This is a genomic window from Paenibacillus sp. XP01 (genome assembly GCF_057364885.1).
Genome location: NZ_CP139481.1, coordinates 6,779,781 through 6,801,160, shown reverse-complemented (window position 1 = coordinate 6,801,160; position 21,380 = coordinate 6,779,781). Strand labels below are relative to the sequence as shown.

General features: G+C 48.5%; 23 protein-coding genes. 9 read left to right on the top strand and 14 right to left on the bottom strand.

Annotated features, from left to right (window positions below):
* Positions 1–30: 30 nt before the first annotated feature.
* From SNR34_RS30565 to SNR34_RS30550, 4 genes are all read right to left on the bottom strand, one after another.
* The gene (locus SNR34_RS30565; protein WP_236413567.1) at positions 31–750 is read right to left on the bottom strand and encodes a glycosyltransferase family 2 protein; all 720 of its coding nucleotides are present in this window, start codon (positions 748–750) and stop codon (positions 31–33) included.
* Positions 750–1,487, bottom strand: coding sequence for a glycosyltransferase family 2 protein (locus tag SNR34_RS30560; protein WP_486180881.1), 738 nt, complete (start codon positions 1,485–1,487; stop codon positions 750–752). Before SNR34_RS30560 ends, SNR34_RS30565 begins: the two co-directional genes overlap by 1 nt.
* Positions 1,488–1,778: 291 nt before the next feature.
* Positions 1,779–2,699 carry an alpha/beta hydrolase family protein gene (locus SNR34_RS30555; RefSeq protein ID WP_343261355.1) on the bottom strand — a complete coding sequence of 307 codons (921 nt, stop codon included), beginning with the start codon at positions 2,697–2,699 and terminating at the stop codon, positions 1,779–1,781.
* A 57-nt stretch (positions 2,700–2,756) separates the two neighbouring features.
* Entirely contained in the window at positions 2,757–3,509 is a 753-nt protein-coding gene (locus SNR34_RS30550; protein ID WP_486180880.1) for an SDR family oxidoreductase, read from the bottom strand.
* Between the two features lie 160 nt (positions 3,510–3,669).
* On the opposite strand from SNR34_RS30550, the gene SNR34_RS30545 reads away from it, so the two are divergent.
* A complete protein-coding gene (locus SNR34_RS30545) occupies positions 3,670–4,131 on the top strand; it encodes a MarR family winged helix-turn-helix transcriptional regulator (RefSeq protein WP_486180879.1) in 462 nt (153 codons plus the stop codon).
* Between the two features lie 203 nt (positions 4,132–4,334).
* Here the strand turns inward: SNR34_RS30545 and SNR34_RS30540 are convergent, their stop codons facing one another.
* Genes SNR34_RS30540 through SNR34_RS30530 form a run of 3 tightly spaced genes read right to left on the bottom strand, consistent with a single transcriptional unit; the run spans position 4,335 to position 6,933 of the window.
* On the bottom strand, positions 4,335–5,045 hold the full coding sequence (locus tag SNR34_RS30540; RefSeq protein WP_236413561.1) for a DUF4097 domain-containing protein: 711 nt from the start codon (positions 5,043–5,045) through the stop codon (positions 4,335–4,337).
* A 44-nt stretch (positions 5,046–5,089) separates the two neighbouring features.
* The gene (locus tag SNR34_RS30535) at positions 5,090–6,025 is read right to left on the bottom strand and encodes an ABC transporter permease (protein ID WP_486180878.1); all 936 of its coding nucleotides are present in this window, start codon (positions 6,023–6,025) and stop codon (positions 5,090–5,092) included.
* Positions 6,022–6,933: an ABC transporter ATP-binding protein gene (locus SNR34_RS30530; protein WP_486180877.1), complete on the bottom strand. Its 912-nt coding sequence runs from the start codon at positions 6,931–6,933 to the stop codon at positions 6,022–6,024. Before SNR34_RS30530 ends, SNR34_RS30535 begins: the two co-directional genes overlap by 4 nt.
* Before the next feature lie 203 nt (positions 6,934–7,136).
* On the opposite strand from SNR34_RS30530, the gene SNR34_RS30525 reads away from it, so the two are divergent.
* On the top strand, positions 7,137–8,936 hold the full coding sequence (locus tag SNR34_RS30525; RefSeq protein WP_486182536.1) for a response regulator: 1,800 nt from the start codon (positions 7,137–7,139) through the stop codon (positions 8,934–8,936).
* Positions 8,937–9,094: 158 nt separating this feature from the next.
* On the opposite strand, the gene SNR34_RS30520 is transcribed toward SNR34_RS30525, so the two are convergent.
* Positions 9,095–9,859: an SDR family oxidoreductase gene (locus SNR34_RS30520; RefSeq protein WP_486180876.1), complete on the bottom strand. Its 765-nt coding sequence runs from the start codon at positions 9,857–9,859 to the stop codon at positions 9,095–9,097.
* A 277-nt stretch (positions 9,860–10,136) separates the two neighbouring features.
* Between SNR34_RS30520 and SNR34_RS30515 the strand changes: the two genes are divergently transcribed.
* Positions 10,137–11,516, top strand: a complete 1,380-nt coding sequence (locus SNR34_RS30515; RefSeq protein WP_486180875.1) for an FAD-binding oxidoreductase — start codon at positions 10,137–10,139, stop codon at positions 11,514–11,516.
* A gap of 197 nt (positions 11,517–11,713) precedes the next feature.
* On the opposite strand, the gene SNR34_RS30510 is transcribed toward SNR34_RS30515, so the two are convergent.
* Positions 11,714–12,016, bottom strand: a complete 303-nt coding sequence (locus SNR34_RS30510) for a Dabb family protein (protein WP_486180874.1) — start codon at positions 12,014–12,016, stop codon at positions 11,714–11,716.
* 205 nt (positions 12,017–12,221) lie between these two features.
* Here SNR34_RS30510 and SNR34_RS30505 point away from each other — a divergent pair, with 205 nt between their 5' ends.
* Positions 12,222–13,109, top strand: coding sequence for a helix-turn-helix transcriptional regulator (locus SNR34_RS30505; RefSeq protein ID WP_486180873.1), 888 nt, complete (start codon positions 12,222–12,224; stop codon positions 13,107–13,109).
* A 140-nt stretch (positions 13,110–13,249) separates the two neighbouring features.
* On the opposite strand, the gene SNR34_RS30500 is transcribed toward SNR34_RS30505, so the two are convergent.
* Complete coding sequence (locus SNR34_RS30500) at positions 13,250–13,675, bottom strand: exosporium protein C (protein ID WP_339275335.1); 426 nt, start codon at positions 13,673–13,675, stop codon at positions 13,250–13,252.
* A 125-nt stretch (positions 13,676–13,800) separates the two neighbouring features.
* Positions 13,801–14,439: a nitroreductase family protein gene (locus tag SNR34_RS30495; RefSeq protein WP_236413553.1), complete on the bottom strand. Its 639-nt coding sequence runs from the start codon at positions 14,437–14,439 to the stop codon at positions 13,801–13,803.
* Positions 14,440–14,559: 120 nt separating this feature from the next.
* Here SNR34_RS30495 and SNR34_RS30490 point away from each other — a divergent pair, with 120 nt between their 5' ends.
* The 4 genes from SNR34_RS30490 to SNR34_RS30475 all read left to right on the top strand — a co-directional run bounded on the left by SNR34_RS30490 (position 14,560) and on the right by SNR34_RS30475 (position 17,608).
* A complete protein-coding gene (locus SNR34_RS30490) occupies positions 14,560–14,919 on the top strand; it encodes a MerR family transcriptional regulator (protein WP_486180872.1) in 360 nt (119 codons plus the stop codon).
* A gap of 65 nt (positions 14,920–14,984) precedes the next feature.
* Positions 14,985–16,013 (top strand): SMI1/KNR4 family protein, encoded by a 1,029-nt coding sequence (locus tag SNR34_RS30485; RefSeq protein WP_486180871.1) that lies wholly within the window; start codon positions 14,985–14,987, stop codon positions 16,011–16,013.
* 115 nt (positions 16,014–16,128) lie between these two features.
* On the top strand, positions 16,129–16,653 hold the full coding sequence (locus SNR34_RS30480; protein WP_236413550.1) for a hypothetical protein: 525 nt from the start codon (positions 16,129–16,131) through the stop codon (positions 16,651–16,653).
* A gap of 73 nt (positions 16,654–16,726) precedes the next feature.
* Complete coding sequence (locus SNR34_RS30475) at positions 16,727–17,608, top strand: phosphotransferase family protein (RefSeq protein WP_486180870.1); 882 nt, start codon at positions 16,727–16,729, stop codon at positions 17,606–17,608.
* A 222-nt stretch (positions 17,609–17,830) separates the two neighbouring features.
* Here the strand turns inward: SNR34_RS30475 and SNR34_RS30470 are convergent, their stop codons facing one another.
* Entirely contained in the window at positions 17,831–18,679 is an 849-nt protein-coding gene (locus tag SNR34_RS30470; RefSeq protein WP_486180869.1) for a P-loop NTPase family protein, read from the bottom strand.
* A gap of 343 nt (positions 18,680–19,022) precedes the next feature.
* Positions 19,023–19,382, bottom strand: coding sequence for a DoxX family protein (locus SNR34_RS30465; RefSeq protein WP_486180868.1), 360 nt, complete (start codon positions 19,380–19,382; stop codon positions 19,023–19,025).
* A gap of 137 nt (positions 19,383–19,519) precedes the next feature.
* On the opposite strand from SNR34_RS30465, the gene SNR34_RS30460 reads away from it, so the two are divergent.
* The gene (locus tag SNR34_RS30460) at positions 19,520–19,873 is read left to right on the top strand and encodes a winged helix-turn-helix transcriptional regulator (protein WP_339275323.1); all 354 of its coding nucleotides are present in this window, start codon (positions 19,520–19,522) and stop codon (positions 19,871–19,873) included.
* An 83-nt stretch (positions 19,874–19,956) separates the two neighbouring features.
* Here SNR34_RS30460 and SNR34_RS30455 read toward each other — a convergent pair whose 3' ends face one another.
* Entirely contained in the window at positions 19,957–21,378 is a 1,422-nt protein-coding gene (locus tag SNR34_RS30455) for a hypothetical protein (protein ID WP_486180867.1), read from the bottom strand.
* Between the last annotated feature and the right edge of the window lie 2 nt (positions 21,379–21,380).

Sequence of the window (21,380 nt, the reverse complement as noted above, 5' to 3'; positions counted from 1 at the left end):
TTTGTATTTTTCACCAATACGGCGATCAATTTAATTTTGACATACAAATTTTTTGGGGTTTCTCGCTTTCAATATTTTAACGTTGCGGGATAAAAGCTCTTTTTCGCTTACGATCCATGTATGGTCTTGGGCGTTCCTGCTGCGAATCGCGAGGAAGTTGGATGGGCTGCCCGAATAAATCTTGTACCCCTTTGCAAGGCAGTCGGCACAAAACTTTACGCACTCCCCTCGATTTTGATCGGGAAACCCAACCTGGCTTAGCACATGCCGTTTGACGAGAAGGGTTGCTCCCTGAACGAGGGAAACATATTGATTGGCCCTGTTATAGTAGCGAAGCAGGAGGAGTTTTTTGCCGCTCAAATACATATAGTGGGCCCGCTTTCCCACAATATCGGCGTTGGTCTTTAACAGGGTTCGCACACTGTCCGTTAAATAGCCGGGAGCATAATAGTCGTCATCGTCAAATTTGGCAATAAGCCCGTATTTAGCTAAAGAGGCCCCGTAATTAAGGCAATGGCCAAGCGATACATGCTCCGGCAAGCTGTAGATCCTCACATTTGGATGTTGATTTGCCGCCTTTATATACTCGCTGACCTTCAGATTACGTTGATTTAATATGACGATCAGCTCTTTATTCTTATAATTTTGTCTGCTGTAGTTATGAAAAAGGGTATCCATGCACTGCTGCCTTTTGGTACACGTAATGATGGAGACCGCATTCTTCTCACGGGAAATATCCGGGTTTGGCATTATAATGCACCCTTTGGCTTTTTCTGCACAAACTTTTCGTAATTTTTTACAGGCGGAATTTTTCTGCTGTGAGCGAGGATCTTTTTATCGCTGATGATCCATGTATGGTTGGATGAGTTTTTCCTGCGAATGGCGACAAAATTATGCTTTCCAGCAGAATAAACGTTGTACCCCTTCCGCTTGCTTCTTAAGCAAAAAAGATCGTCTTCGCCGACATTTCGATCCGGGAAGCGAACGTTGTTAAGAACGTTCCGTTTAATGACAAGCGTTGCGCCAGGGAGCTTGGTTACGGGGCGATTTTCATCCTGCGGGAAACGAAGGACCAGGGTATTTGATCCACGCAAATACATATAATGCGCCCGCTTTCCGATCACATCGGCGTTGGTTCTTTGAAAGGCCTCAAGGCTTTCCGTCAAATAGTAGGGAGCGTAATAATCGTCATCGTCGAATTTGGCCACATAGCCGTACTTTGATTTCTTGACGGCAAAGTTCAGACAAGCACCGAGCGAGGAGCGTTCCGGAACCCGATAGACTTGTACGTTTTGATGCTTTTTGGCTAACGTCTGATAAGGTTCAAGTGGGATCTTATCATTGTTGACGATAATAATAAGCTCTTTCTTTGCATGGTTCTGCCGGCAGTAATTATTAAACAAGTTTCGTATATAGCTTTGGCGTTTCGTGCAGGCAATAATAGAGACTCCCTGCTGTTTTATGGTGTTTCCTGTACGGGTTCCCATCCTATCGCTCCCCTTACCAGTGATGATCGTTTACTATCTTCCTATAATCTATGTGAACGGTAGAAAAGAGGAACGGCTATTAGTAGATAATCATCTTCAAGCTTGACTGCGCGATAAAGCAATTAGGAAAAAGCATAAAAGAGCGAACACTTTAAGAGTGTCCGCTCAAGAGTATTGTTTTGGATTTGTACCCGTGGAAACGGTATATAAAGTTCGCCAGATGCACCTTCGAAATGGTGCATCTGCTATGTTCCATGGTCATTGCATAAAGTCGGTATCGCCGCCAGGCCCTTACTTGGATTCGATGCGACCCAGAGCATTGTCGTCCTCTTCAAGATCTGCCAGGGCTGCTTGCCAGCTGGAATCGTCGATGCCCAGCGCACTGCGCAGGTAAGCCCATGTGATTCGTTGGAGCAGGGCGACCCGTTCGGGACTCTCGTCCGTTGTCTCCGTGACGCTGTACCCGGGGATTCCGCCAAGCGAGTGTTCTCCCCCGAAAAGGGTAAGCAGGCTCTTCTTGCCTGGGCTCAGAAAGTACGGGTCGGCGAACCAGTCCGGTCCCCGAGTGGAAAGCATGGACTGGTCCTTATCTCCTGCCACCACGAGGGTCGGCGTATTCATGTCCTCGAAGCTCGGGTTCATGAAAGGAAAATGCTCGGCTGCGAATGGGGTCAAATCAGCTCCGCCTTTGCCCGTCGTGGCAAGCAGCACGCCTGCCTTGATCCGCGGATCGGACATGTCTTCGCCCGGCTCGCCGTCGGCATCGAGGACCCGCGCGCCGAGCAGCGTGCTTACCGTCTGGCCTCCCCAAGAGTGGCCGGCTGCGGCGATGCGGCTTCGATCCAGGCGCCCGCTGAGGCCGGGAATAGAAGCCGCAATCTGGTCAAGCTGGTCGAGGACGCGTTTCAGATCATCGATTCGAACGCGCCAGATCAGTGGTGTTCGGGCATCTTCAGGAGGAAGATTCAGCGTTCTGGAGTCGAGGTGGGTGGGTTGAATGACCACGAAGCCGTGAGCGGCCCAGAAGTCAGCCAACGGGGCGTAACCGTCCATCGACGAGCCAAAGCCGTGGGAGAAAACCACAATAGGCAGGTTGTGTCCCGTCGCGGGTGCAGATACCCGCACTTGCAGATCCTCACCCCGGTCCGGGGCGGATAGAACTACCGGTTTTATTGAAATGACCGGAGTAGGCGTATTAACGTTGATATTCATAAATAAGATTCCTTTCTTGGAGAGAAATTGGTTTTAAGTCATAACGTCCAGGCTGTATCACCATGGGAGCAGGCCGCTCTCGTTCGAAAACGTGCCCGTCGGGCCGTTCTCGTCGAGGAGTGCGAGGCGCACGGGTTGACGGGCGGCCTGCTCGACATTGCCCGTACCCTCGAAGTTGTTGAGGTCCGTGGAAGTGAAGCCCGGGCATACGGCGTTGACCTTGATGCCTGTGGACTCGAGTTCGATGGCAAAAGCGAGCGTGATCGCATTCAGAGCGGTTTTGGACGGGCTGTAAACGGCACCGAACATCGGGCGGTGCGGATGGGTCGGGTCCGCGTTCAACGTCAGCGAGCCTGCGCCGCTTGATACGTTGACGATGCGCCCAGCCGGTGCTTTAAGCAAGAGCGGCAGCATCGCTTGCGTGACGGCGATCACCCCGAACACGTTCGTCTCGAACACTGCCCGCACCTCGTCCAGAGACGCAGCGCTAGGCCGACCTGAATTCCCGATCTCCTCAAGCGTCCGGCCTGGCTTGCCCGCGTGAGAGATGCCGGCATTGTTGACGAGCACGTCAAGACGGCCGAGCTCGCTGCCGATGCGCTCTGCAGTGGCTGCGATGGAGGCCTGACTCGTGACGTCGAGTTGGAGGGCGCGGGCATCCGCTCCGATGCTCTTCGCCGCCGTTTCTCCATTATCGAGATTGCGAGATCCGACGAGCACGGTAAAGCCGTGCCCCGCGAGATCCTTTGCAATTTGAAGACCGATTCCTTTGTTGGCCCCGGTAACCAGGGCGACCGGTTTATTTTGCATCGTAATCGTCTCCTTTTTTGTGTATCGAAGTGTGTATTTAGTAAATTTCTTAAGGTTGATGTATCAACTTGATGATCAGAATTTGTTATTGTTGATATGTCAACCTGGTATCCACTGTAACATGTTGTGGTTGATGCGTCAACCATGATATGATGTTTTCATGGATAAGAACGAGATGAACGAAGAAGAAATGAGAATATGGCATATGTGGAAGGGTTCCTTCCAGACCATCTTCGGCCGCGTAATCAAAGACATGTCTGAGAATACAGGGCTATCCGAAGGGGACTTTGGAGTCTTAGACCGGTTAGACCTGTTAGGGGAAGGCAGCCTTCGCCAGCAGGATTTAGCCGACTCGATGGGCTGGGATAAGAGCCGATTGTCACATCATCTGACGCGGATGGAGAAACGTGGACTCGTGAAGAGGAAACCGCTGAACACGGATCGTGGCGTTCAAGTCACCATCACTCCGGCAGGGAAATCAGCGCTTGATGATGCACGTCCTGTCGTCTCGAAGGCAATACGCAGACATTTTTTTGATCAATTAACGGAGCAAGACATCGAGTCAATTTCCAGGCTGGCCGAAAAAACAAAGTCTTCGTCTTGCAATGCCCCGTCGCCTTGATCATGATGGACATATGAACAGGCCCTTCCCCCGAAACGGCGGAGGGCTTTTGCTTTCATCAGGAAAACCCCTGAATGACTGATCTCGAATCCAAATAAAAGGAGCTGCCATACGCAGCTCCTTTTATTTGTTTTTTATGTGATGAGGACGCCTTCCTCTACAGGCGGGAAATAAACCACATATGGAGTAGATTGGTTCATTTGCTATTCTTTATTTTGGAAGATCTCGCCTTTCACCTCGCCGATGTTGATTTTTCCGTTACCGGATTGCTTTATGGTTGCATTTTTCATCACGTGATCCATATCCAGGCTGCCGTCTCCGACATGTATCTCGGCTGAACCATCTACGCGATCGATCTGAATATGTCCATTGATATTATGAATGATTACATCTGAACCGATATCTTGAACGGTCAGGTTACCGTCGCGATTGTCGATTTCAAGGGACCCGGATAGGTTCGACACGTGAATATCGCCATTGATATTGTCGAGCTTGGCGCTGGATGATAAATCCGAGAGGTGAATATTTCCGTCGCGATGTGAAGTAATGTCCACTTGGAGTTGTTCCGGAATGTTGATGACCAAATCGACCGCTCCAGACCCCATGGCAAGGAATTGCTCTCCAAACCGAGCATCCAGATAAGCATTTTCTTGCTGCGCTTCCAGTGTAAACTTCAATTTGTCCATACTTATTCCTTTTGCTTTAGCAAGAGCAATCACTTCGATCTTATCCGAATCGGCGCTGCCTGTAATCTGAATTTCCCCATTTCGATGGTCAATGACGAGCTTGGATAAATTGTTTGCGGGTAATTCCAGGGTCTTTTTCTCCGCTTCTTCTTTTGCTTGGCAGGCTGTTATCAGCAGCAATAATGCCGCTAAAATCATCAAGCCTTGGATTGATCTCGTTCTTTTCATATATATCACCCTTTTCTTAATGAGGTTTTTAAACAGGTTTGCTCTTAGGTTACATCCCGCTTTACAAACAAGGGGTATGATATCAAATGCATGAGTGCGAGATGAAGCACGATAAATACAAGGGAGAATCCTAACGTTACCCCATCAACAGAAGGATTTCCGTACAGGAGCGGTGTTAGGTCAGTGTGGGAGAAGACGAAGTATTTCGTCCATGCCCAGCCGTCCATCGCGATCGCGATTACGAATCCAGCCAATGCAACAAGCAGGGAAATCACGATGGAGAAGGTCGTGCTGCGGAAAGCAGCGGAAATCATGAAAGAGAGCGTAGTTGCGATCAGCAAGAATGGAATATGAAGAACATATCCAGCCAACAAAATCTGCAGCGTGGGTACTTCCCTTACGGCTTGGTCTTTGACATAGAAATAGCTGTCCGCTAATCCATCGAAACCGAATATGAAACCTCCTAAGATGGTGGCCAAGAGTATGCCGGCCGCAGATAACAACAGGGCGAACAGAATGGCGGCGATGTACTTGGACAGATAGATCTTGGTGCGGCTGGCGGAACGGGTCAACAGCAGCTTGATCGTGCCGGATACGAATTCGGCGGCAACGATTTCGCCGGCAATAATGACCGAAATTAAAGAAGCCGCAAAAATGATATTCTGCACTTGGCCTACTGCAAAGCTCCAGGCATTAGTACTAGGCGGGATGTTGCGATCTAAATAGTATTGATTCAGCAGGATATGTTTCTCGGCCTGTTTGATTTCAATCTTCAGCGCATCCGGCTTGGCAGCTTCCTGGCTGTATTGCACATTTTCTTGTTCCAGCTGTGCTCGCCAATTGTCACCTGTCACGCTGTTTCCGGCTGTCTTCAAATTTACGATTTGAAGCAGCACGTATAACAAAACGATGGCAATCATCACCCACGTACGCTTTCGTTTATAAATCTTCATGTTTTCATTGCGAATAAGTGGAATCAATGTTGTTCTCCTCCTGTTACCTCCATGAACTTGTCTTCCAGCGTCTTCTTGATCGTGCTCACCCCATACACATTAATTCCGGCCTCCATCAGCTTTCGGCTAATCTCAGGGATATGCCCTTTGGCGATGCGGATTTGAATGTGGTGTTGATCGGCCGTTATTTCATCGCCTGCCATGATCGCTTGCAGGATCTGTACTGCTAAATCCGGCTGGTCGACCTCGAATCGGACTTGGGTTCGTTCGTCGTCCGCCATATCCGATATTTGATAAACGCCTGCCAGCTTCCCTTTTTGCAAAATCGCGACCCGGTCGCACATCATTTCCATCTCGGACATGAGGTGGCTGGAGATCATAATGCCCACGCCTTCTTTATGCGCGAGATGCTTCAAGTGGCCTCTCAGCTCCCGGATCCCTGCCGGGTCGAGTCCGTTAGTTGGTTCATCAAGGACAAGCAGGGAAGGCTTATGGACGAGAACGATGGCAAGGCCTAACCGCTGCCGCATGCCTAGAGAGTAGGTGGACACTTTATCATTAATGCTGACCTCCAACCCGACAAGAGCGATGACTTCCCGGATTCTTGCCTCTGTCACGCCCGGCGTCATGCGGGAGAAGTGAATCAAATTGTCATAACCTGATAGATATTTGTATAAATCCGGATTTTCCACGATGACGCCAACGTGTTTCATGGCTTGTTCAAAATGTGTATGAGCATCCATACCGTTGATCAGAACCTCACCTCCCGATTTGGACATGAGGCCCACGATCATCCGAATCGTCGTCGTTTTTCCTGCTCCGTTCGGGCCGAGGAGTCCCACGATTTCCCCCTCTTCCATACCCAGCGTTACCCGATCAACAATGACTTTGCTTCCTATCCTTTTTGTGAGTTCGCGAATTTGCAGCAGCGACAATGCAACCAGCTCCTTTTATTGGCAATTGGAATGAGATATAATTTTCCGTATTCTAGGGGATTCATCTCAACCGCCCTCAACGTAACAGAACAGCTGTCATAAAGCCGAGTGACAAGGAGTCATACTCTCGAATGACAAGTAAAATCGGGCCTGTTCCCGCCGGTTTGTCGCTCAATTCAAAAAGAGTGAACGGAGTTGTACATATGCGTTTTCTTATCCCAAAACAGTGGTCATGGCAGGATTGGACCATGCTTGCCATTCGCATCTTATGGGTCGTCGCCGTGATCATTTTGATGTATCAAGATCAGCCTGCCTTTCCTTTTTGGATGGTGTTTGTTCCACTTTTGTTATGCAATCTTATCCCCTTTTTCTTTGTGAAAGGCCAGTACCACCAATATCTGATTGCGGAGTGCTTGCTGGCTGGAGGAGTATCCATATTTCTTGCTTACGATCTTGGTTTGATAAGGTTGTTCCCGCCTGCTCTCTTTACGATTGCATTCTATAGCCGGAGGCGAGCTCACTGGTACTCACTGCCTGCAGCCGTAGCGCTGTTTGTTCTGAGCGCGGGGAATTCCGTCATTTCGTCGTTGTCTCACTCTGTCATATGGCAAAGCTTATTCGACGCGATGATCCTCTACGGTGTCAGTTATGCGCTGCAAAAGGGGGCTTTGGCGATCAATGCCATCAGGCAAAGGCTGGCGTTAATCAAAGAACAATATACGATTTTGGAGCAATATTCCTCGCAGATCGAGAGAATGACGCTGCTGGAGGAACGTTACCGCATGGCTCGCGAGCTGCATGATATCATTGGACACACCTTTACTTCCTTGATTTTGGGGATGGAGACATTGAAGTCCCATATTCATTCGGATGAGGGAGAAGCCAAGCTGCAGGGCATGCTCAAGCTGGCGAGAACGGGGCTGGACGATATTCGCCATCAGGTGCATCAGATGGATCCGGTTGAGGAGGCGCTGCCTTTGGATCGATCGCTGCTTCAGATGCTGGACGAATTCAAGGAGAACACCGGGATTCGAGTTGTATTTCGTACGATGGGCGAGCCTTACCCTGTCATGAAGCAAGCCAAGCTTGTTTTGTATCGCTGCCTCCAGGAAGCGTTGACCAATGCCAGCCGTCATGGGCAAGCCAGCACGATTCAAGTCCTGCTTCAGTACGATCATCTGCAGGTGATGCTGCAGGTCCAGGATAACGGCAAAGGCGACGATAACCTTCAATATGGATTTGGTCTGACAGGCATGAAGGAGCGACTGGCCCCATTGCAAGGCCAACTCTATATCCATTCGCAAGCGGAGGCGGGCACGATGGTCACCTGCACGATTCCCAATCCATCTCGTGAAGGCGGACAGAAGATCAAAATTCTGTTGGCTGATGACCAACCGTTGATCCGTGAGAGCCTGAGGCTCCTGTTAGGGGAAGAGAAGGATTTTGAAGTCGTGGTTGTTGGCGACGGCAAGCAGGCCGTTGCACAATGCGGGAAAGATCGTCCCGACATTGTTTTGATGGACATCAACATGCCGGAAATGGATGGCATCGCGGCAACAAGGTCCATTAAAGAGACATGGCCGGACATTCGGATCATTATGATCACAACGATTGAAGATATTTCTTTGGCGTCGGAGGCGCTTCGAATCGGGGCGGAAGGCTATATGCTGAAATCCATACACCCTAAGGAGCTGGCAGCAACCATACGGCTCATATACGGCGGGGGGACGTTTATCTCGCAAGATGTAGCCCATCAATTATTCCAAAACCAGAAGGGGGATAAAGCGCCGAATCCGTACGAGCTGACTGAACGGGAAATCGATGTTCTCCGGTGCCTGACAGAAGGGCTTCGTAACAAGGAGATCGCGCAGAGACTGCATCTATCGGAGGGAACCATTCGGAATTATATCTCATCCATCTACCTGAAACTGCAGGTAGGTGGCCGCGAAGAGGCTGTAGAGAAGGTAAAGGCAGAATTTCTGCTGCTTAACAGGTCCCCCTAAAATTTGGCCGATCGACCCGTTACGGGGAACCGTATCATAAGTTACAGCGAAGAGTTTAATTGTGGAAAGCGCCTAACAATATGATCAACTGGAGTAGTCCAATTCTAACGAAGAAAACAACACGTAGTGTGACATACACGCGTGTTGTTTTCCGTGTTTTACAGATGCGAACCGCCGCTTGCATCGATCAACTGACCGGTTACCCAGCGACTGTCCGGAGAAGTGAGGAAAGCGGCGATATCCGCAACGTCTCCGGGTTCTCCCCACCGGTTGAAAACGGATAGATCTGCCGCATACTTCTGTCCGTCTGGATCGCTCAACGTTCCTTCATTCATCTCGGTGTTGATGATGCCGGGTAAGATGGAGTTGACCGTAATATTTCGGCTCCCCAATTGTTTGGCCAGCAATAGCGTAAAGGTATTGATCGCTCCCTTTGTCATGCTGTAAGTGAAGACACCCGGGGAAGCTGCCCGCGTCACGAGGGAAGAAATGTTAATGATGCGCCCGCCGTCCTTCAACCGCGGCAAAGCCTGTTGCGTTACAAAAAACGGCGCTTTGACATTAATCGTCATCACTTCATCAAAAGTAGCTTCTGTCGCTTCTTCAAAAGTAAGAATTTGCCCGATTCCCGCATTGTTGACCAAAATATCGAATCCGCCGCCGTCTCCATGCTCTCGAATTGCTTCGTCCAGCGCTGCGATCAACTCACGAATGCCGTCAGACGTGCTCAAATTGGCGCCAATCGCACAGGCGTTTCCTCCGTTTTGGACGATTTGTTGTACGACCGCTTCCGCTTCATTGCGGCGTTGACCGTAATGTACGGCGATAAAAGCGCCCTCCTGCGCAAGACGCAAAGCGATGCTGCGCCCGATCCCCCGGCTGGCCCCCGTTACTAACGCTATTTTTCCTGTCAATTTGCTCATCTGTCCTCAGCTCCTTATCTTCTTTCCTCTACAGTTTTAACATAGGAGTGTTGTTGAAATGTTGCTATCCTATTGCTATGGATTAGCGGTAAGTGTTCAATCGCTGATGGATCAATGAAAAGCCATGCGTACATTAACCTGCTTCCTGTTCATACAGGGGTGGATTGATGTTAAAGCGAAAGGAGCTGGGCGTTTGCCGTAACTAGGACAGGTGTCCCTACATAGGAATAAGCTGATGAGGAAGGCTTATGTCATGAGCAGGGACGGTGTAAAGTAGATGACACGAAAGTTGAAAAAGAAAAGTACACGATTAACCGGAAGGATCGTATTTCCGGGAAATCCGTCATACAATACGGCCAGAATGGAGTACAATAGGCGCTTCTCCAAATTTCCAAGGGTCATTGTTTTTTGCCAGCGAACTCAGGATGTGGTCAACGCCGTCAAATGGGCTCGTGAGCGGGGCATACGGTTGCGAGTGCGCAGCGGACGCCATAGCTATGAAGGATTTTCAGCTGTAAATGGCGGTATTATTATCGATGTGAGCGAGATGAATAAAGTTAAGGTTAATCGAAAAAGTAGAGTGGCCATTGTGCAAACGGGAAATCCACTTGCCCGGGTGTACAAAAAGCTGTGGAATAAACGTGTGACAATTCCGGCGGGGACCGCGCCCGACGTAGGCGTAGCTGGGCTTACCCTGGGTGGTGGCGTTGGACTGCTTTCCCGCAAATATGGACTTACGTGCGATAACTTGAAACAAGTGAAGATGGTCGTAGCTTCGGGGCGGTATGGGGCAAAGACGATTGTGGCAAACCGAAAGAAACATTCCGATCTGTTGTGGGCATCACGAGGCGGAGGGGGAGGGAACTTTGGCGTTGCCACAGAATATACATTTCGGGTTAGACCGATTTCATCGGTTTCTATATACAGCATTACGTGGAAATGGAGTGATCTTGAGAAAGTGTTACCGGCCTGGCAGCGCTGGGCGCCATCGGTTACAAACCGCTTAACCTCAACCATTGAGGTAGCTGCCAAGCAGGTAGGAACCATTGTATCTACCGGGCAATTGCTTGGCGGTACAGAGGAGCTGCGTCGATGGATTAGGCCGCTCTTGCGAGCAGGCACGCCGGTGAAGGTGATGGTGAAGACTGTACCTTTTATTGAAGCAACCAAATTCTTTGCCGAATCTGACCTGAACTTGGAACCGAAATTTAAAATAACCGGGGCCTACGGGTTCCGACCTTTGCCGCCTGAAGGAATACGAATTATACGGGACTTTTTATCCAAAGCACCTAACAGGCATTCTAGCGTGTGGAGTCAAAGCTTGGGTGGTGCAAGAAGCGCGGTGAGTCGAGTATCGCCTACTGCAACAGCTTATCCTCATCGGAAGGCGGAGACAATCTACGAACTGTCAGCCCGCTGGAGAAACGACAAGGAGCAGAAGCGGAATATTCAGTGGGTAAAAAGGTTCCGTAGAGCGTTGCGCCCCTTTGTTAAAGGGGACTATGTGAATTTTCCCGACCTGCAGATTAAGAATTGGCCCAAGGCATATTATGGCGTGAACTTTGGCAGATTGAAGCAGGTGAAACGAAAGTACGATCCCCATAATGTGTTTCGTTTTGCTCAGAGTATTCCAGTGGGCAAACAGGTCAGAAAATGACAATATGCACACCAGATCGATTTAAAAAAAGAGCTGTCGGGCGCAGCTCCTCTGGCCATTTCGTCGAGAGACCCGTTACGGTGAACCGTATCGCTAGAGAGCGAGTTACAAAGAGAGGTTTTTCCAAATCCAAATAGCCATCAAAACAAGCGGCTGCCCTTCAGAGGCGACAGCCGCTTGTTTTCCATTTCTTCGGTCTAAGCAACCGGGTAATCCATAACGACGATGCCCTCAACTAGCGGTCCGATGGACTGCAATAAACGTTGATGCAGGGGGTGCTGAATATAATCCCGGCAGGCCTGCTGATTCTCAAAGGTAACTCTGATTCCCAGCGTATAGCCCTGAACGTGCTCTGTTTCCTCCGTAACATTAATCCCCGCGCTAAGATCTATGATCCCCGGAATGTTTCCTTTGAAATCGTGAGCGCGGTTTACCGCTTCTTCTTTCTCGCTGTTGGAGACATGCGGCTTAAACTTCAAAAGCACGATATGCTCAAACATCCTTTTCCCTCCTCAAATTCTGGTTATATTCGACTTTGCAGTTTTCGCCTAGATAGCCGATGTACGCTGTCTTTTCCATTCTTGCTATTCTCTCTATGGAAGACATAAACTGAGTATAAATGGAACTGAAGAGGCCAGGAAGAGATCTGGTTATCGTAGGATGGGGAATCCTACGTTCATGAATTCGAAGGAGGGGAGAGGGATCATGACGTACAGCTTGGACCGTTATGAGGAGTTGTCTCACTTTTTGCGCATGCGTCGGGAACGGATTACTCCGGAGCAGATTGGATTACCGGAGACCAGACGCAGACGGACACCCGGACTTCGCCGCAGCGAAGTGGCGATGTTGGCAGATGTGGGCTTGGATTGGTATACCTATTTGGAACAAGGGCGTCATATCAATGTGTCGGCTGAAGTTCTTGATCGAATAGCCGAAGTGCTGCGGTTGAATGAATCGGAACGCAGGCATCTGTTTTACCTTGCCCGCAAGCAGCTGCCTTTGAACGAAACATGGAAAATCTCTAAGGCAACACCGGAACTTCAACGTTTTTTGGATAGCCAAAATGTATCTCCGGCGAATGTCATGGATGAGCGCATGAACATTATTGCATGGAATGGAGCCTATTGCGCGCTGAACGGGAACCTTGCGGCGATGTCTGAACGGGAACGGAATTTTGTCTGGATGACGTTTACTTCTCCCCGTTTTCGCTACATCAAGGGGGACCAATGGGAGCTGCATGCCCGGAGGATCGCCGCCAAGTTCCATGCCGGGTACGCCAGGCACGTAGATGACCCTTGGTGGTCAGAGCAGTTCGAGGCGCTGTGCGAAGCCAGCAGCGAGTTTCGGGAATTCTGGGAATCCTATGAGGTCCTGGATGCCATCGATGCCCCAAAGGCACTCCAATGTCCGAATCTCGGGACATTGAATTTTGACATGGTTTCGTTTCAATATTTAAACGATTCCAATTTGACTGTTTCCATTCATGTTCCCCATCGAGACGGCACCGTAGAAAAAATGCAGCGCCTGTTATTCGATTATCGGAGCCAGCATTCAGGGGAGCTTGAACTTTCCCAAGAGTTTAGTATGAGGTAATTGGATTAAGCTGAACCATACCACAAGAAGCAGGAAAACAGTGCACCTTCTATTGAGGCGCACTGTTTTTGCTTTTCCTGCTCGAACCATCTTAAGCAGCAGAAAGATATTGAGAGCTAGGTCGAGGATCAGAGGCGGTGTTAGTTTCTGGTTTTAACCGCTAATCCGCTAAATGATATGGGTCCTACGACATCTACTCTTGTATTTGGAGTACGGTTTTCGGCCGTGACTGTGTACGCATGCGTACCTGCTGGGACATTTCGATCCTCAGCCTGGAAAGTAACGATATAATTTTGCTCTGAACCCGTAGATTCGATCCCTTGCTGTGTGTTGAAAATTTCTTTATTGCCGCGGAAGACTCTAAAGCGAACTTGAGCAATGCCTTTGACACCTCTCACCCCAATGGAGGCTACCAAATCTACCCGGTTCGGCTGGGAATTCGCCGGAATCCGTATTGGGATCGTTGCTATGCCGGATTTTTGCGGGGAACGTCGAATCGTAAACGATTTGGCCGGGTTAAAGCGACTAAGCGGCTGAACTGCCGCTTTATCAAGGATACGTACCACAATATCAACCCCTCTTATATGATGCTCCAATGTATGTGAGATTCAGAGAGGATGATTGGGCACCATTAGCCTGTTTAGAAGAGTTGTTTTGAAGAAAAAGTAGTGAATAGATTTAGAATAGCCCGTTATCTCCAGAATGTAATCTTGTCGGAACTTAATCGAACGGACTCATACCCTTCCTCCTTGGCTTTACCTATAGAAATAACCATGACGGGAACATAGCGTTCTCCATCCAAATCAAAGGCTTGTGCGACTTGATCCATTTCAAAGCCTGCCATTGGATTCGTATCATACCCATGTGCGCGCGCTGCTAACATGAGCTGCATAGCAAAGAGGCTGCTATCGATCTTTGCAACTTCAACTTTGATATGTTGGGGGAGAGTTGGATACATCGATAGAATGGTCTCAAGTTGGCTGTCTCTTACTTCAGCTGGCATTTTTCCTTGTTCCACGGCTGTATTGTAAATTTCCTCAACATGTAAATAGCTCTGGGTGTCACCGAAAATGATTACCATGGCAGATGAAGTATCGTTTTGTAAGGTATTGAAACGCATCAGAGGTCGTAGCTTCTCTTTTCCTTCCGGCGTTTCAACCACAACGATCCGCCATGGCTGCATATTTGCAGACGATGGAGCCAAACTAGCTTCCGAGATGATTTCGCTGAGCTCCTCTTTCGATATTTTAATATGTTCATCATAATGACGCACAGAACGTCGTCCCTTGACTATACTTGCGAAATCGTTATTAACAATGTGGTTAAACATCAAATCTCTCCTTTGGATAACGGCCAATTTTTTTGACATTGAGTATGTCGTTCGTTATCATATTCGCATTATGGACTATGAACCTAGGTTTATAGCAAACCAATAAAGAGAGGCCATAGGATGAGAATCAATGATGTTTCCAAATTAACGGGTCTGCCTATATCGACATTGAGATTCTATGAACGTAAAAACCTGATTCCGGACACATTTTTGAAGAGAGATGAAAATAATTATCGGATCTATTCGGAGAATATTGTTGAGTTTCTGGAGGATGTGAAGGCCCTTTTATCCGTAGGATTTTCTGTAGAAGAGTTACGTTCACTAGTCGATCAACAACTCAATCTATCGTATGAGGTAAAGAAAGAGCTGGTTGAACAGAAAATCAAAGAAATTGAAGAGATTCAGAAGCGGTTGAAAAAGTCGAAAAAATTCCTGCAGGCCACATTGGAAGGAAAAACAAGTTTCCAAACCAAATGCTAAAATGGATGAATAAGAGGAAAAGGAAAATGAATACGAAAACAGGCTAGTTAACGGGGGGCCGATCGATGGGATTGGGGAATACAGAAACGCAGCTGGAGCGCATAAAAGACAAACTGAATCAAGCCATGTGCAAAGACACATCGTTCTCCGTGTTTGGGGCATCCTCACATCGGTACAGAGTGAAGGATAGGCTTACAGCAAAAGAGCTGGCTGAATGGCAAGCCCGTAATCAGGTCAACCTGCCAGAGCCCTTCGCATCGTTTTTGACAGAAGTCGGCAATGGAGGCGCCGGACCCTATTATGGAATCTATTCGATCGAAAAGGCGACTTCCTATACCGAAAGTCAGGCTCTCCTTGCAAAATCCGTGCTGTATCCCGGGATGGCTAAGGAGGAATGGAACGATCTGATTGAACCTCTGACCAAGGATGAGGACATCTCGGATGAGGAATACGACGATACCCGTAATAAGGTGCTGGGCGGCATGCTGTGCATAGGGACACAAGGCTGCGAATATGATATGTATCTCGTACTTGAAGGAAAACACCGGGGGAAAGTAGTATACACTTCCGATTTCCATTCCGATCATCCCTTTTTCTTTGTCTATGAGGACAGCTTTCTGGACTGGTATGAGCGCTGGCTGGATGAAATTATTCTGGATTATGATATCGGGTGGTTTGGCAGCCGAATGCCGGGTGACGAGAAGGCGTTGATCAGGATTTATGAAACCGCTCCAAACGAAGAAATCCAGGCTAAGGCGCTTGATGGAATGTTCAAGTTTAAGAAGGTCTCTCAGGAAACCCTTGGTTTTTTGCAAAATATCGCGGCTCAAGGCTCCAAAAATCACGCCACAGCCATTCGGCTCATCTGCAAAACTTCTTTTGGTGCAGGTTCAGAATATCTTTTGAGACTATTGCAATCAGATGAGCATGGGGGTTTTCTGGAAGCTTTAAGGATTCTGCACGCGTACAGTAAAACCGAGGATTTGACGGGGTTTATTCCCGTGATTTTAAAAAAGCTTGACGGGGTTGAGGACCAGGAAACGCTGCGTTATGCAGGGTATATCTTGGAGGCTTGTGAACATGATGTTGGATAGGACGGAACTACTCTTGTCCCGGCCATTTCGGCATGCGGATGTCCTATTCGCACAGGCAAGTAGTCCACCCAGCGCGTAAACTGAATTAGATTTCAGTGGAGCGAGGTGAGATTTCATGGCTAAAACCAACTCAATACGCGTAAAGGCTAAGCGGTACAAAAATCGGCCGGTCTGCGTCACTCTTCACAGTGGCGAGACATACGTCGGTTATATCACTGACGTTAATAACGGAGGCGTAGTGCTTACCGGTGGGGGAACGCTGCCGCACAAGGCGACAGGGGAGGGTTCACGTTCTTCCAAGCGCAAGACCGGTTCACGCAGCAAGGGCGCTCGTTCGCAGAACCGGGGACGGGTGAACGGCACGCGCAAGATGCCAACCCATTCGCGCAAGGCACAGCGCGCGCAGGTTTCGTCTTTTATGCCCATGATCGGTTCGCTGTTCGGCGGTTTCGGAGGACTTGGCGGTGCGGCTTCGGCCGGAGGCTTACTTGGCAACGGCATGCGGCTGTTTGGCATGATTCAACGATTCGTACCGGTCGTAAAGATGGGGTATGGCATGATCAAGTCCATCCGGCCGTTTATGGGTGCCGTCCAAAGCCTGATGGCTCCGCCTAGTCAGGACGAAGAGCAAGAGGGATAGTCCGATACTCAGCCCCTTTGGAGACGGAAGGGGCTTTTCCGTTTTGAGGCTATATTTAAACAGGAGGTGCCCCATGAGTTCCATTATGAACGTCATTGAAAAGATGAAATTGAACGTGTTAAGCATCGACGGCGTTCCGGATTCGTTTAGTTCAGAAGTGTACAAACTTACGCTTGCTGGCGGTGAACATGTTTATGTCAAAATTCCGTTTAACCGAAATAAACTGTTTCGTGAATTTCAGATGCTTGAGACGTTGAAGAACGTGCTGCCTGTTCCAGAAGTGTTGGACTTTTGGTCCGGGGATGAACATATGACTGGAGCATTGCTGCTTTCGGCGATTCAAGGGATGCCCTGTACAGAAAACATTGACGAGAAACTTTCCTTTCAGATCGGGATGCATCATGCCATGCTCCATGAAGTCAGCATGCCAGGGTACGGCTGCCATGTGACCGATGGATTTAAAGTTTTTGATCCAAATGATTGGCGGCTGCATATCCAAAACAATTTTGAAAAGTGGAAAGAGCCATGCCAAGAAATGCTTGACCCCGAATTATACGAAAGAAGTGTTCTGCACTTTGATCGCGTTTTCTCAGCTTTGCCCGATCCTGATGGACCATGCATTGTTCATATGGATTTCAGACCCGCCAATATATTGGTGAACGGTAGCGACGTTGCTGGCATGATCGACTTCGAGAGCGCTCGCGGCGGATCCTCGGAAATCGATTTTACGAAGGTTAATCGGTATATTTGGGAGGTCAATCCGGGAACAAAAGCGTCGTACATCGAAGGTTATCAAACGATTCGACCGATGTTGGATCTGGAAACGGTGCTGCCCTTTTATGATTTTTACGATGCTTTCAGTGCAGTGGTTTGGTGTAAGAACAGAGGGATCGAAAAAAATCGAACGTTTCTGGAGGAAAATATTTTAACTTTGCGCAAAGCAGTGGATGGCTGAGAGAGGAAAAGCTTTTCGGAAAAATGAAGTGCATTCAGAAGAAAGGACAGTTACTACATGGAAATATATAACCATTTTACATATGCAAACCTACCTGCCATATTCCTTCAAGCAGTATACGTACAACAAGGAGACGATGAAATTATCCGCTTCTCAAACAAAGAGCCATCCTCTAAAGGATGGCCCTACGTTTTGCCTCAACATCAAGTACGGAAACATCATTTATCCATGAAAATGTTCCACCAAAATCCCGCGTAAAACGTGTTTGTATTCCTCCATGTCATAGGACGAGTTGTCGACTTTTCTCTTGGCTATATGTAAGCCGGCGAATATGTCCTGTTCCAGTTCACGCCGTGCTTCAAGGACCTCTAACGTGCCTTCCAGGCCTGTGAGGTTATGACGTTTGCCGTAGCCTTGGTTCGTGTAATAATCGATAAACCCCTCGGACCATTCCCGCGGCCGTTCTTGTATGGCCTTCTTGAAAGAACAACCCAAATCCTGCTGTTCCACGTAAATCAATAATGGATTCAAACGTTCCACGATGTGCGCCAGTTGCGTAACATAGCCCATTACGTCTTCTTTCTTTGCATGATGCTTAATCATCCCGATCGTTACAGGGTTTTGGATGAAACAGCAATCAAACACAAAGGGATCGGGGCCGGCCCACGCGCTCTCGGCAAACCTCTTCCACCGATCCGTGATCAGCTTTCTGTTCTGTTCAAATGGCAGCTCGTAGATATCGTGTTTGAAAATGGATTTCATCCATTCATCGGGCAAGCTCTCACCGAATTTATTTTGCATTTTTCGATATTCCAAAAAGTAATGATGACCCTCTCGAATAGCGTGATCGCTCAATAGATCTTGAAATGGTCCATATGAACGCAGTAATTCAATGAATTCATGCTCTATAAAAAAGGCAACGCCATCATAATCGGCAGGATGATCCAAATTGCCTTCCAGAAACAATCGGGATGCAACGTTCATTTCCGCTAAAATTTCATGGACGAGCCCAGCCGTCGTCGTTTTGCCGAAACCAGGCAGCCCTTCGATGAGCACTAATTTCGATTGCATAATCAAGTTCCTCCTTCGTGGTTGGAGGATAAGCAGGCAAGAATCATAGAGACGCGGTTTCCCAAAAAATAAAAAGCAGATACCGTCAGGTATCCGCAGAATGGGTGTATGATGCACCTTTCCTGCATACCCTGCAAGATGAATTCCAAGCATGCCAAATCAACGAGTGTATTCACCCATAATTCGAGGCATCCTTTTGAATTCGTAATCTCTACAGCGTAGTCCACATGATAAGGTATATGCTCCTTTGTTTGCATCTCTATGGTTCAGATTACCATTAAAGCGTAGTAAAAAACAATCAAAGCGCTGCTCATACGATGCTTTTCGCCATCAGAAGGGCATATCATTCTAAAAAACGACCGATGGCAACCCATGCAGCCAGGACGAAAAAGACGACGTTCACGCCGATCTCCCGATATTCCTTGCGTGTAATGTGCAGCAGAGCGCCCAAAAGAACGATGATTGCCAGCGCAGTCGCGGCGATTGGCGTCAGAACAGGCCAAATATTCGTGGCCTGAGGCAGGATAACGCCTAGCGCTCCTAATAACTCGGCCAATCCGATCATGATGACGAGACCTTTGGGGAGGTCTTTGACCCACCCCCACGATGCTTTGGCTTTTTCATGCTGAAACGCCTTCAACCACCCGGAGTAAACAAAGCCGAATGCCACAGCCACTTGAATTATCCATAATACAACATTCATGAACATAGACCTCCTGATCACTTTATTCGTTACACAAGGTATAATAGATCCTAACGACAAGACTCAGGAAGTAGGCACTTTATCTAAACCTGGTTAACAAAAAGTGACCTTATGAAACATAAGGGGTGAAGCGTTCCATGGAAGAATATTGTAAATTCGAATCGGCATTGAACATTTTGGTGGGAAAGTGGAAACCGGTCATTTTGCTGCAGCTTATTTCGAAAGGCACCATGCGGTTTAGCGAACTGCAAAAGGCGATACCGGATATCAACAAAAAAATGCTCACTCAGCAATTAAGAGAGCTGGAATACAACGATATCGTGCATCGCGAGGTGTACAATCAGATTCCTCCGAAGGTGGAGTATTCCATTTCCGAGTACGGCAGAGGTTTAAGCTCCGTGTTGCAGGCATTAAATGATTGGGGCGCCACTCATCTTGAACATATGAGCAAGTTATATAAAAACGATCCTTTAGAAAAGAAATCGGAATGAAGCCGCTTATCGGTGCACCCGAAAAAGGCATGAATGAGAGATTAATCCCCCCATCATGCCTTTCTGTTGTGTTGCATGTTTTCTTAGTTCGAAATCAGTTCAACAGACTGCGAATCCATGATCGGATTCCAGTATTGATCGATCGCAATCGTTAGTGGTTGCGGATAATCCAAAGCCTCTTTTCCAAAATTTACGGCATAGTAGTCTTCAATGGAACTATCGGCTGTAGTGGACACGGAATGCCCGCCTTGCTTGATGGTTTCCGGTGATAGCATGTCGTGCTTGTTACCTTCCGCATCCGTGAAGTTATGCTCAAGCGACATGCCGAAACTTTGGGCAGCCATCGCTTTTTCACGTTTAAAATACAGCAAAATCTCTCCATCTGCCGCCGGTTCTTCGGGTTCGATGATTTGAACGTATTGGTCCGGCGCCGCAACGATCCGTTTTTGACCCAGGTCGATGGCGATGTGCATCTCTTCTTTAGGCAGCGCGGCAATGCCGGATACCTTCAATGAAACGCCGTCCATGTGATCGAATGAGTTGCTTCTGAATACAAGCGTGACCTTGGAGTCGTCCGAAAACATGGTGTCCGGGTAATATACCTTCTCCCGTTCCTCCCCCTTTTCGCCGACCAGGACAGGGTTCAGCAGCTTGAAAATTTGATGGTCATTGCTTGCGTCATATTCGAGATCGACATACGTATTTAGTGGAGTGAATTGAACCTGGCTCACGTTTATTTTTTGCCCATCCACGACCAGTGTGCTCCTTGGGTGATAAATTCGATCCTTTTCCTCAAGCAGGTCAGGTTCAAGCGGGATCGTGAACTTCAAACGGCTCCGGTATTCGTTGCTTACGGCATCCCAAATTTTCAAGCCGATCGTGGCACCTTCCTTGTAGGAAGCAGCAGGTTCCAGGTTGGCCGTGTACACGTAGTAACCCGTTTCGCCGGGAAGGAGCTCGCTGCTGCTCGTGGCGTGCATGGATTGTGCTTTAAAGGAGGAGGCTTCGACGCCGCCGAAGGCCAGCGAATCGATCAGGGGATAGGCTGTATGATCGGTATTGTTTTGCGCGCTGTACATGATGTACGATTTACGTCCATCCGTAAACGCACCCGCAACATCGATGCGGAATCCGTCTTTCTCCACACTTTGGTTGATCGGCTTTACAAGCCCTTGATCCAGCGCGGCTGTAATGCCTTGATCCTGTTTGGCCATCGGCCGGAACAGCTCGACATCGATCGGCTGCTGCGTAGTTGTGGTTTGGACCACTTCATACGTTTTTTCACTCGAGGGAGCCCCCAGCGGTGAAGTCGTGAAGAACAAGGCTGCCGCAGCGGCTGCAATGACCCCGGCTCCGTATGCAACCCTGCGTCGTTTCATTTCGCGTCTCTTGCCTTCCGCTATTCCTTTGCGGATCGCCGTCGATAGTTTGATCTCCGCAATCTGTGCCTTTCTATGTACGTCCCTGGAATCTTGCGCCAGCATGCGCTGTTCTTTTTCCGACATAT

What these genes read in the sequence shown, in the direction of transcription:
- SNR34_RS30470 (WP_486180869.1), bottom strand. Translation starts at nt 18,679, where the DNA reads ATGCAATCGAAATTAGTGCTCATCGAAGGGCTGCCTGGTTTCGGCAAA.
- SNR34_RS30560 (WP_486180881.1), bottom strand. Translation starts at nt 1,487, where the DNA reads ATGGGAACCCGTACAGGAAACACCATAAAACAGCAGGGAGTCTCTATT.
- SNR34_RS30465 (WP_486180868.1), bottom strand. Translation starts at nt 19,382, where the DNA reads ATGAATGTTGTATTATGGATAATTCAAGTGGCTGTGGCATTCGGCTTT.
- SNR34_RS30525 (WP_486182536.1), top strand. Translation starts at nt 7,137, where the DNA reads ATGCGTTTTCTTATCCCAAAACAGTGGTCATGGCAGGATTGGACCATG.
- SNR34_RS30480 (WP_236413550.1), top strand. Translation starts at nt 16,129, where the DNA reads ATGGCTAAAACCAACTCAATACGCGTAAAGGCTAAGCGGTACAAAAAT.
- SNR34_RS30495 (WP_236413553.1), bottom strand. Translation starts at nt 14,439, where the DNA reads ATGTTTAACCACATTGTTAATAACGATTTCGCAAGTATAGTCAAGGGA.
- SNR34_RS30565 (WP_236413567.1), bottom strand. Translation starts at nt 750, where the DNA reads ATGCCAAACCCGGATATTTCCCGTGAGAAGAATGCGGTCTCCATCATT.
- SNR34_RS30460 (WP_339275323.1), top strand. Translation starts at nt 19,520, where the DNA reads ATGGAAGAATATTGTAAATTCGAATCGGCATTGAACATTTTGGTGGGA.
- SNR34_RS30510 (WP_486180874.1), bottom strand. Translation starts at nt 12,016, where the DNA reads ATGTTTGAGCATATCGTGCTTTTGAAGTTTAAGCCGCATGTCTCCAAC.
- SNR34_RS30515 (WP_486180875.1), top strand. Translation starts at nt 10,137, where the DNA reads ATGACACGAAAGTTGAAAAAGAAAAGTACACGATTAACCGGAAGGATC.
- SNR34_RS30490 (WP_486180872.1), top strand. Translation starts at nt 14,560, where the DNA reads ATGAGAATCAATGATGTTTCCAAATTAACGGGTCTGCCTATATCGACA.
- SNR34_RS30540 (WP_236413561.1), bottom strand. Translation starts at nt 5,045, where the DNA reads ATGAAAAGAACGAGATCAATCCAAGGCTTGATGATTTTAGCGGCATTA.
- SNR34_RS30475 (WP_486180870.1), top strand. Translation starts at nt 16,727, where the DNA reads ATGAGTTCCATTATGAACGTCATTGAAAAGATGAAATTGAACGTGTTA.
- SNR34_RS30455 (WP_486180867.1), bottom strand. Translation starts at nt 21,378, where the DNA reads ATGTCGGAAAAAGAACAGCGCATGCTGGCGCAAGATTCCAGGGACGTA.
- SNR34_RS30545 (WP_486180879.1), top strand. Translation starts at nt 3,670, where the DNA reads ATGGATAAGAACGAGATGAACGAAGAAGAAATGAGAATATGGCATATG.
- SNR34_RS30555 (WP_343261355.1), bottom strand. Translation starts at nt 2,699, where the DNA reads ATGAATATCAACGTTAATACGCCTACTCCGGTCATTTCAATAAAACCG.
- SNR34_RS30485 (WP_486180871.1), top strand. Translation starts at nt 14,985, where the DNA reads ATGGGATTGGGGAATACAGAAACGCAGCTGGAGCGCATAAAAGACAAA.
- SNR34_RS30505 (WP_486180873.1), top strand. Translation starts at nt 12,222, where the DNA reads ATGACGTACAGCTTGGACCGTTATGAGGAGTTGTCTCACTTTTTGCGC.
- SNR34_RS30520 (WP_486180876.1), bottom strand. Translation starts at nt 9,859, where the DNA reads ATGAGCAAATTGACAGGAAAAATAGCGTTAGTAACGGGGGCCAGCCGG.
- SNR34_RS30550 (WP_486180880.1), bottom strand. Translation starts at nt 3,509, where the DNA reads ATGCAAAATAAACCGGTCGCCCTGGTTACCGGGGCCAACAAAGGAATC.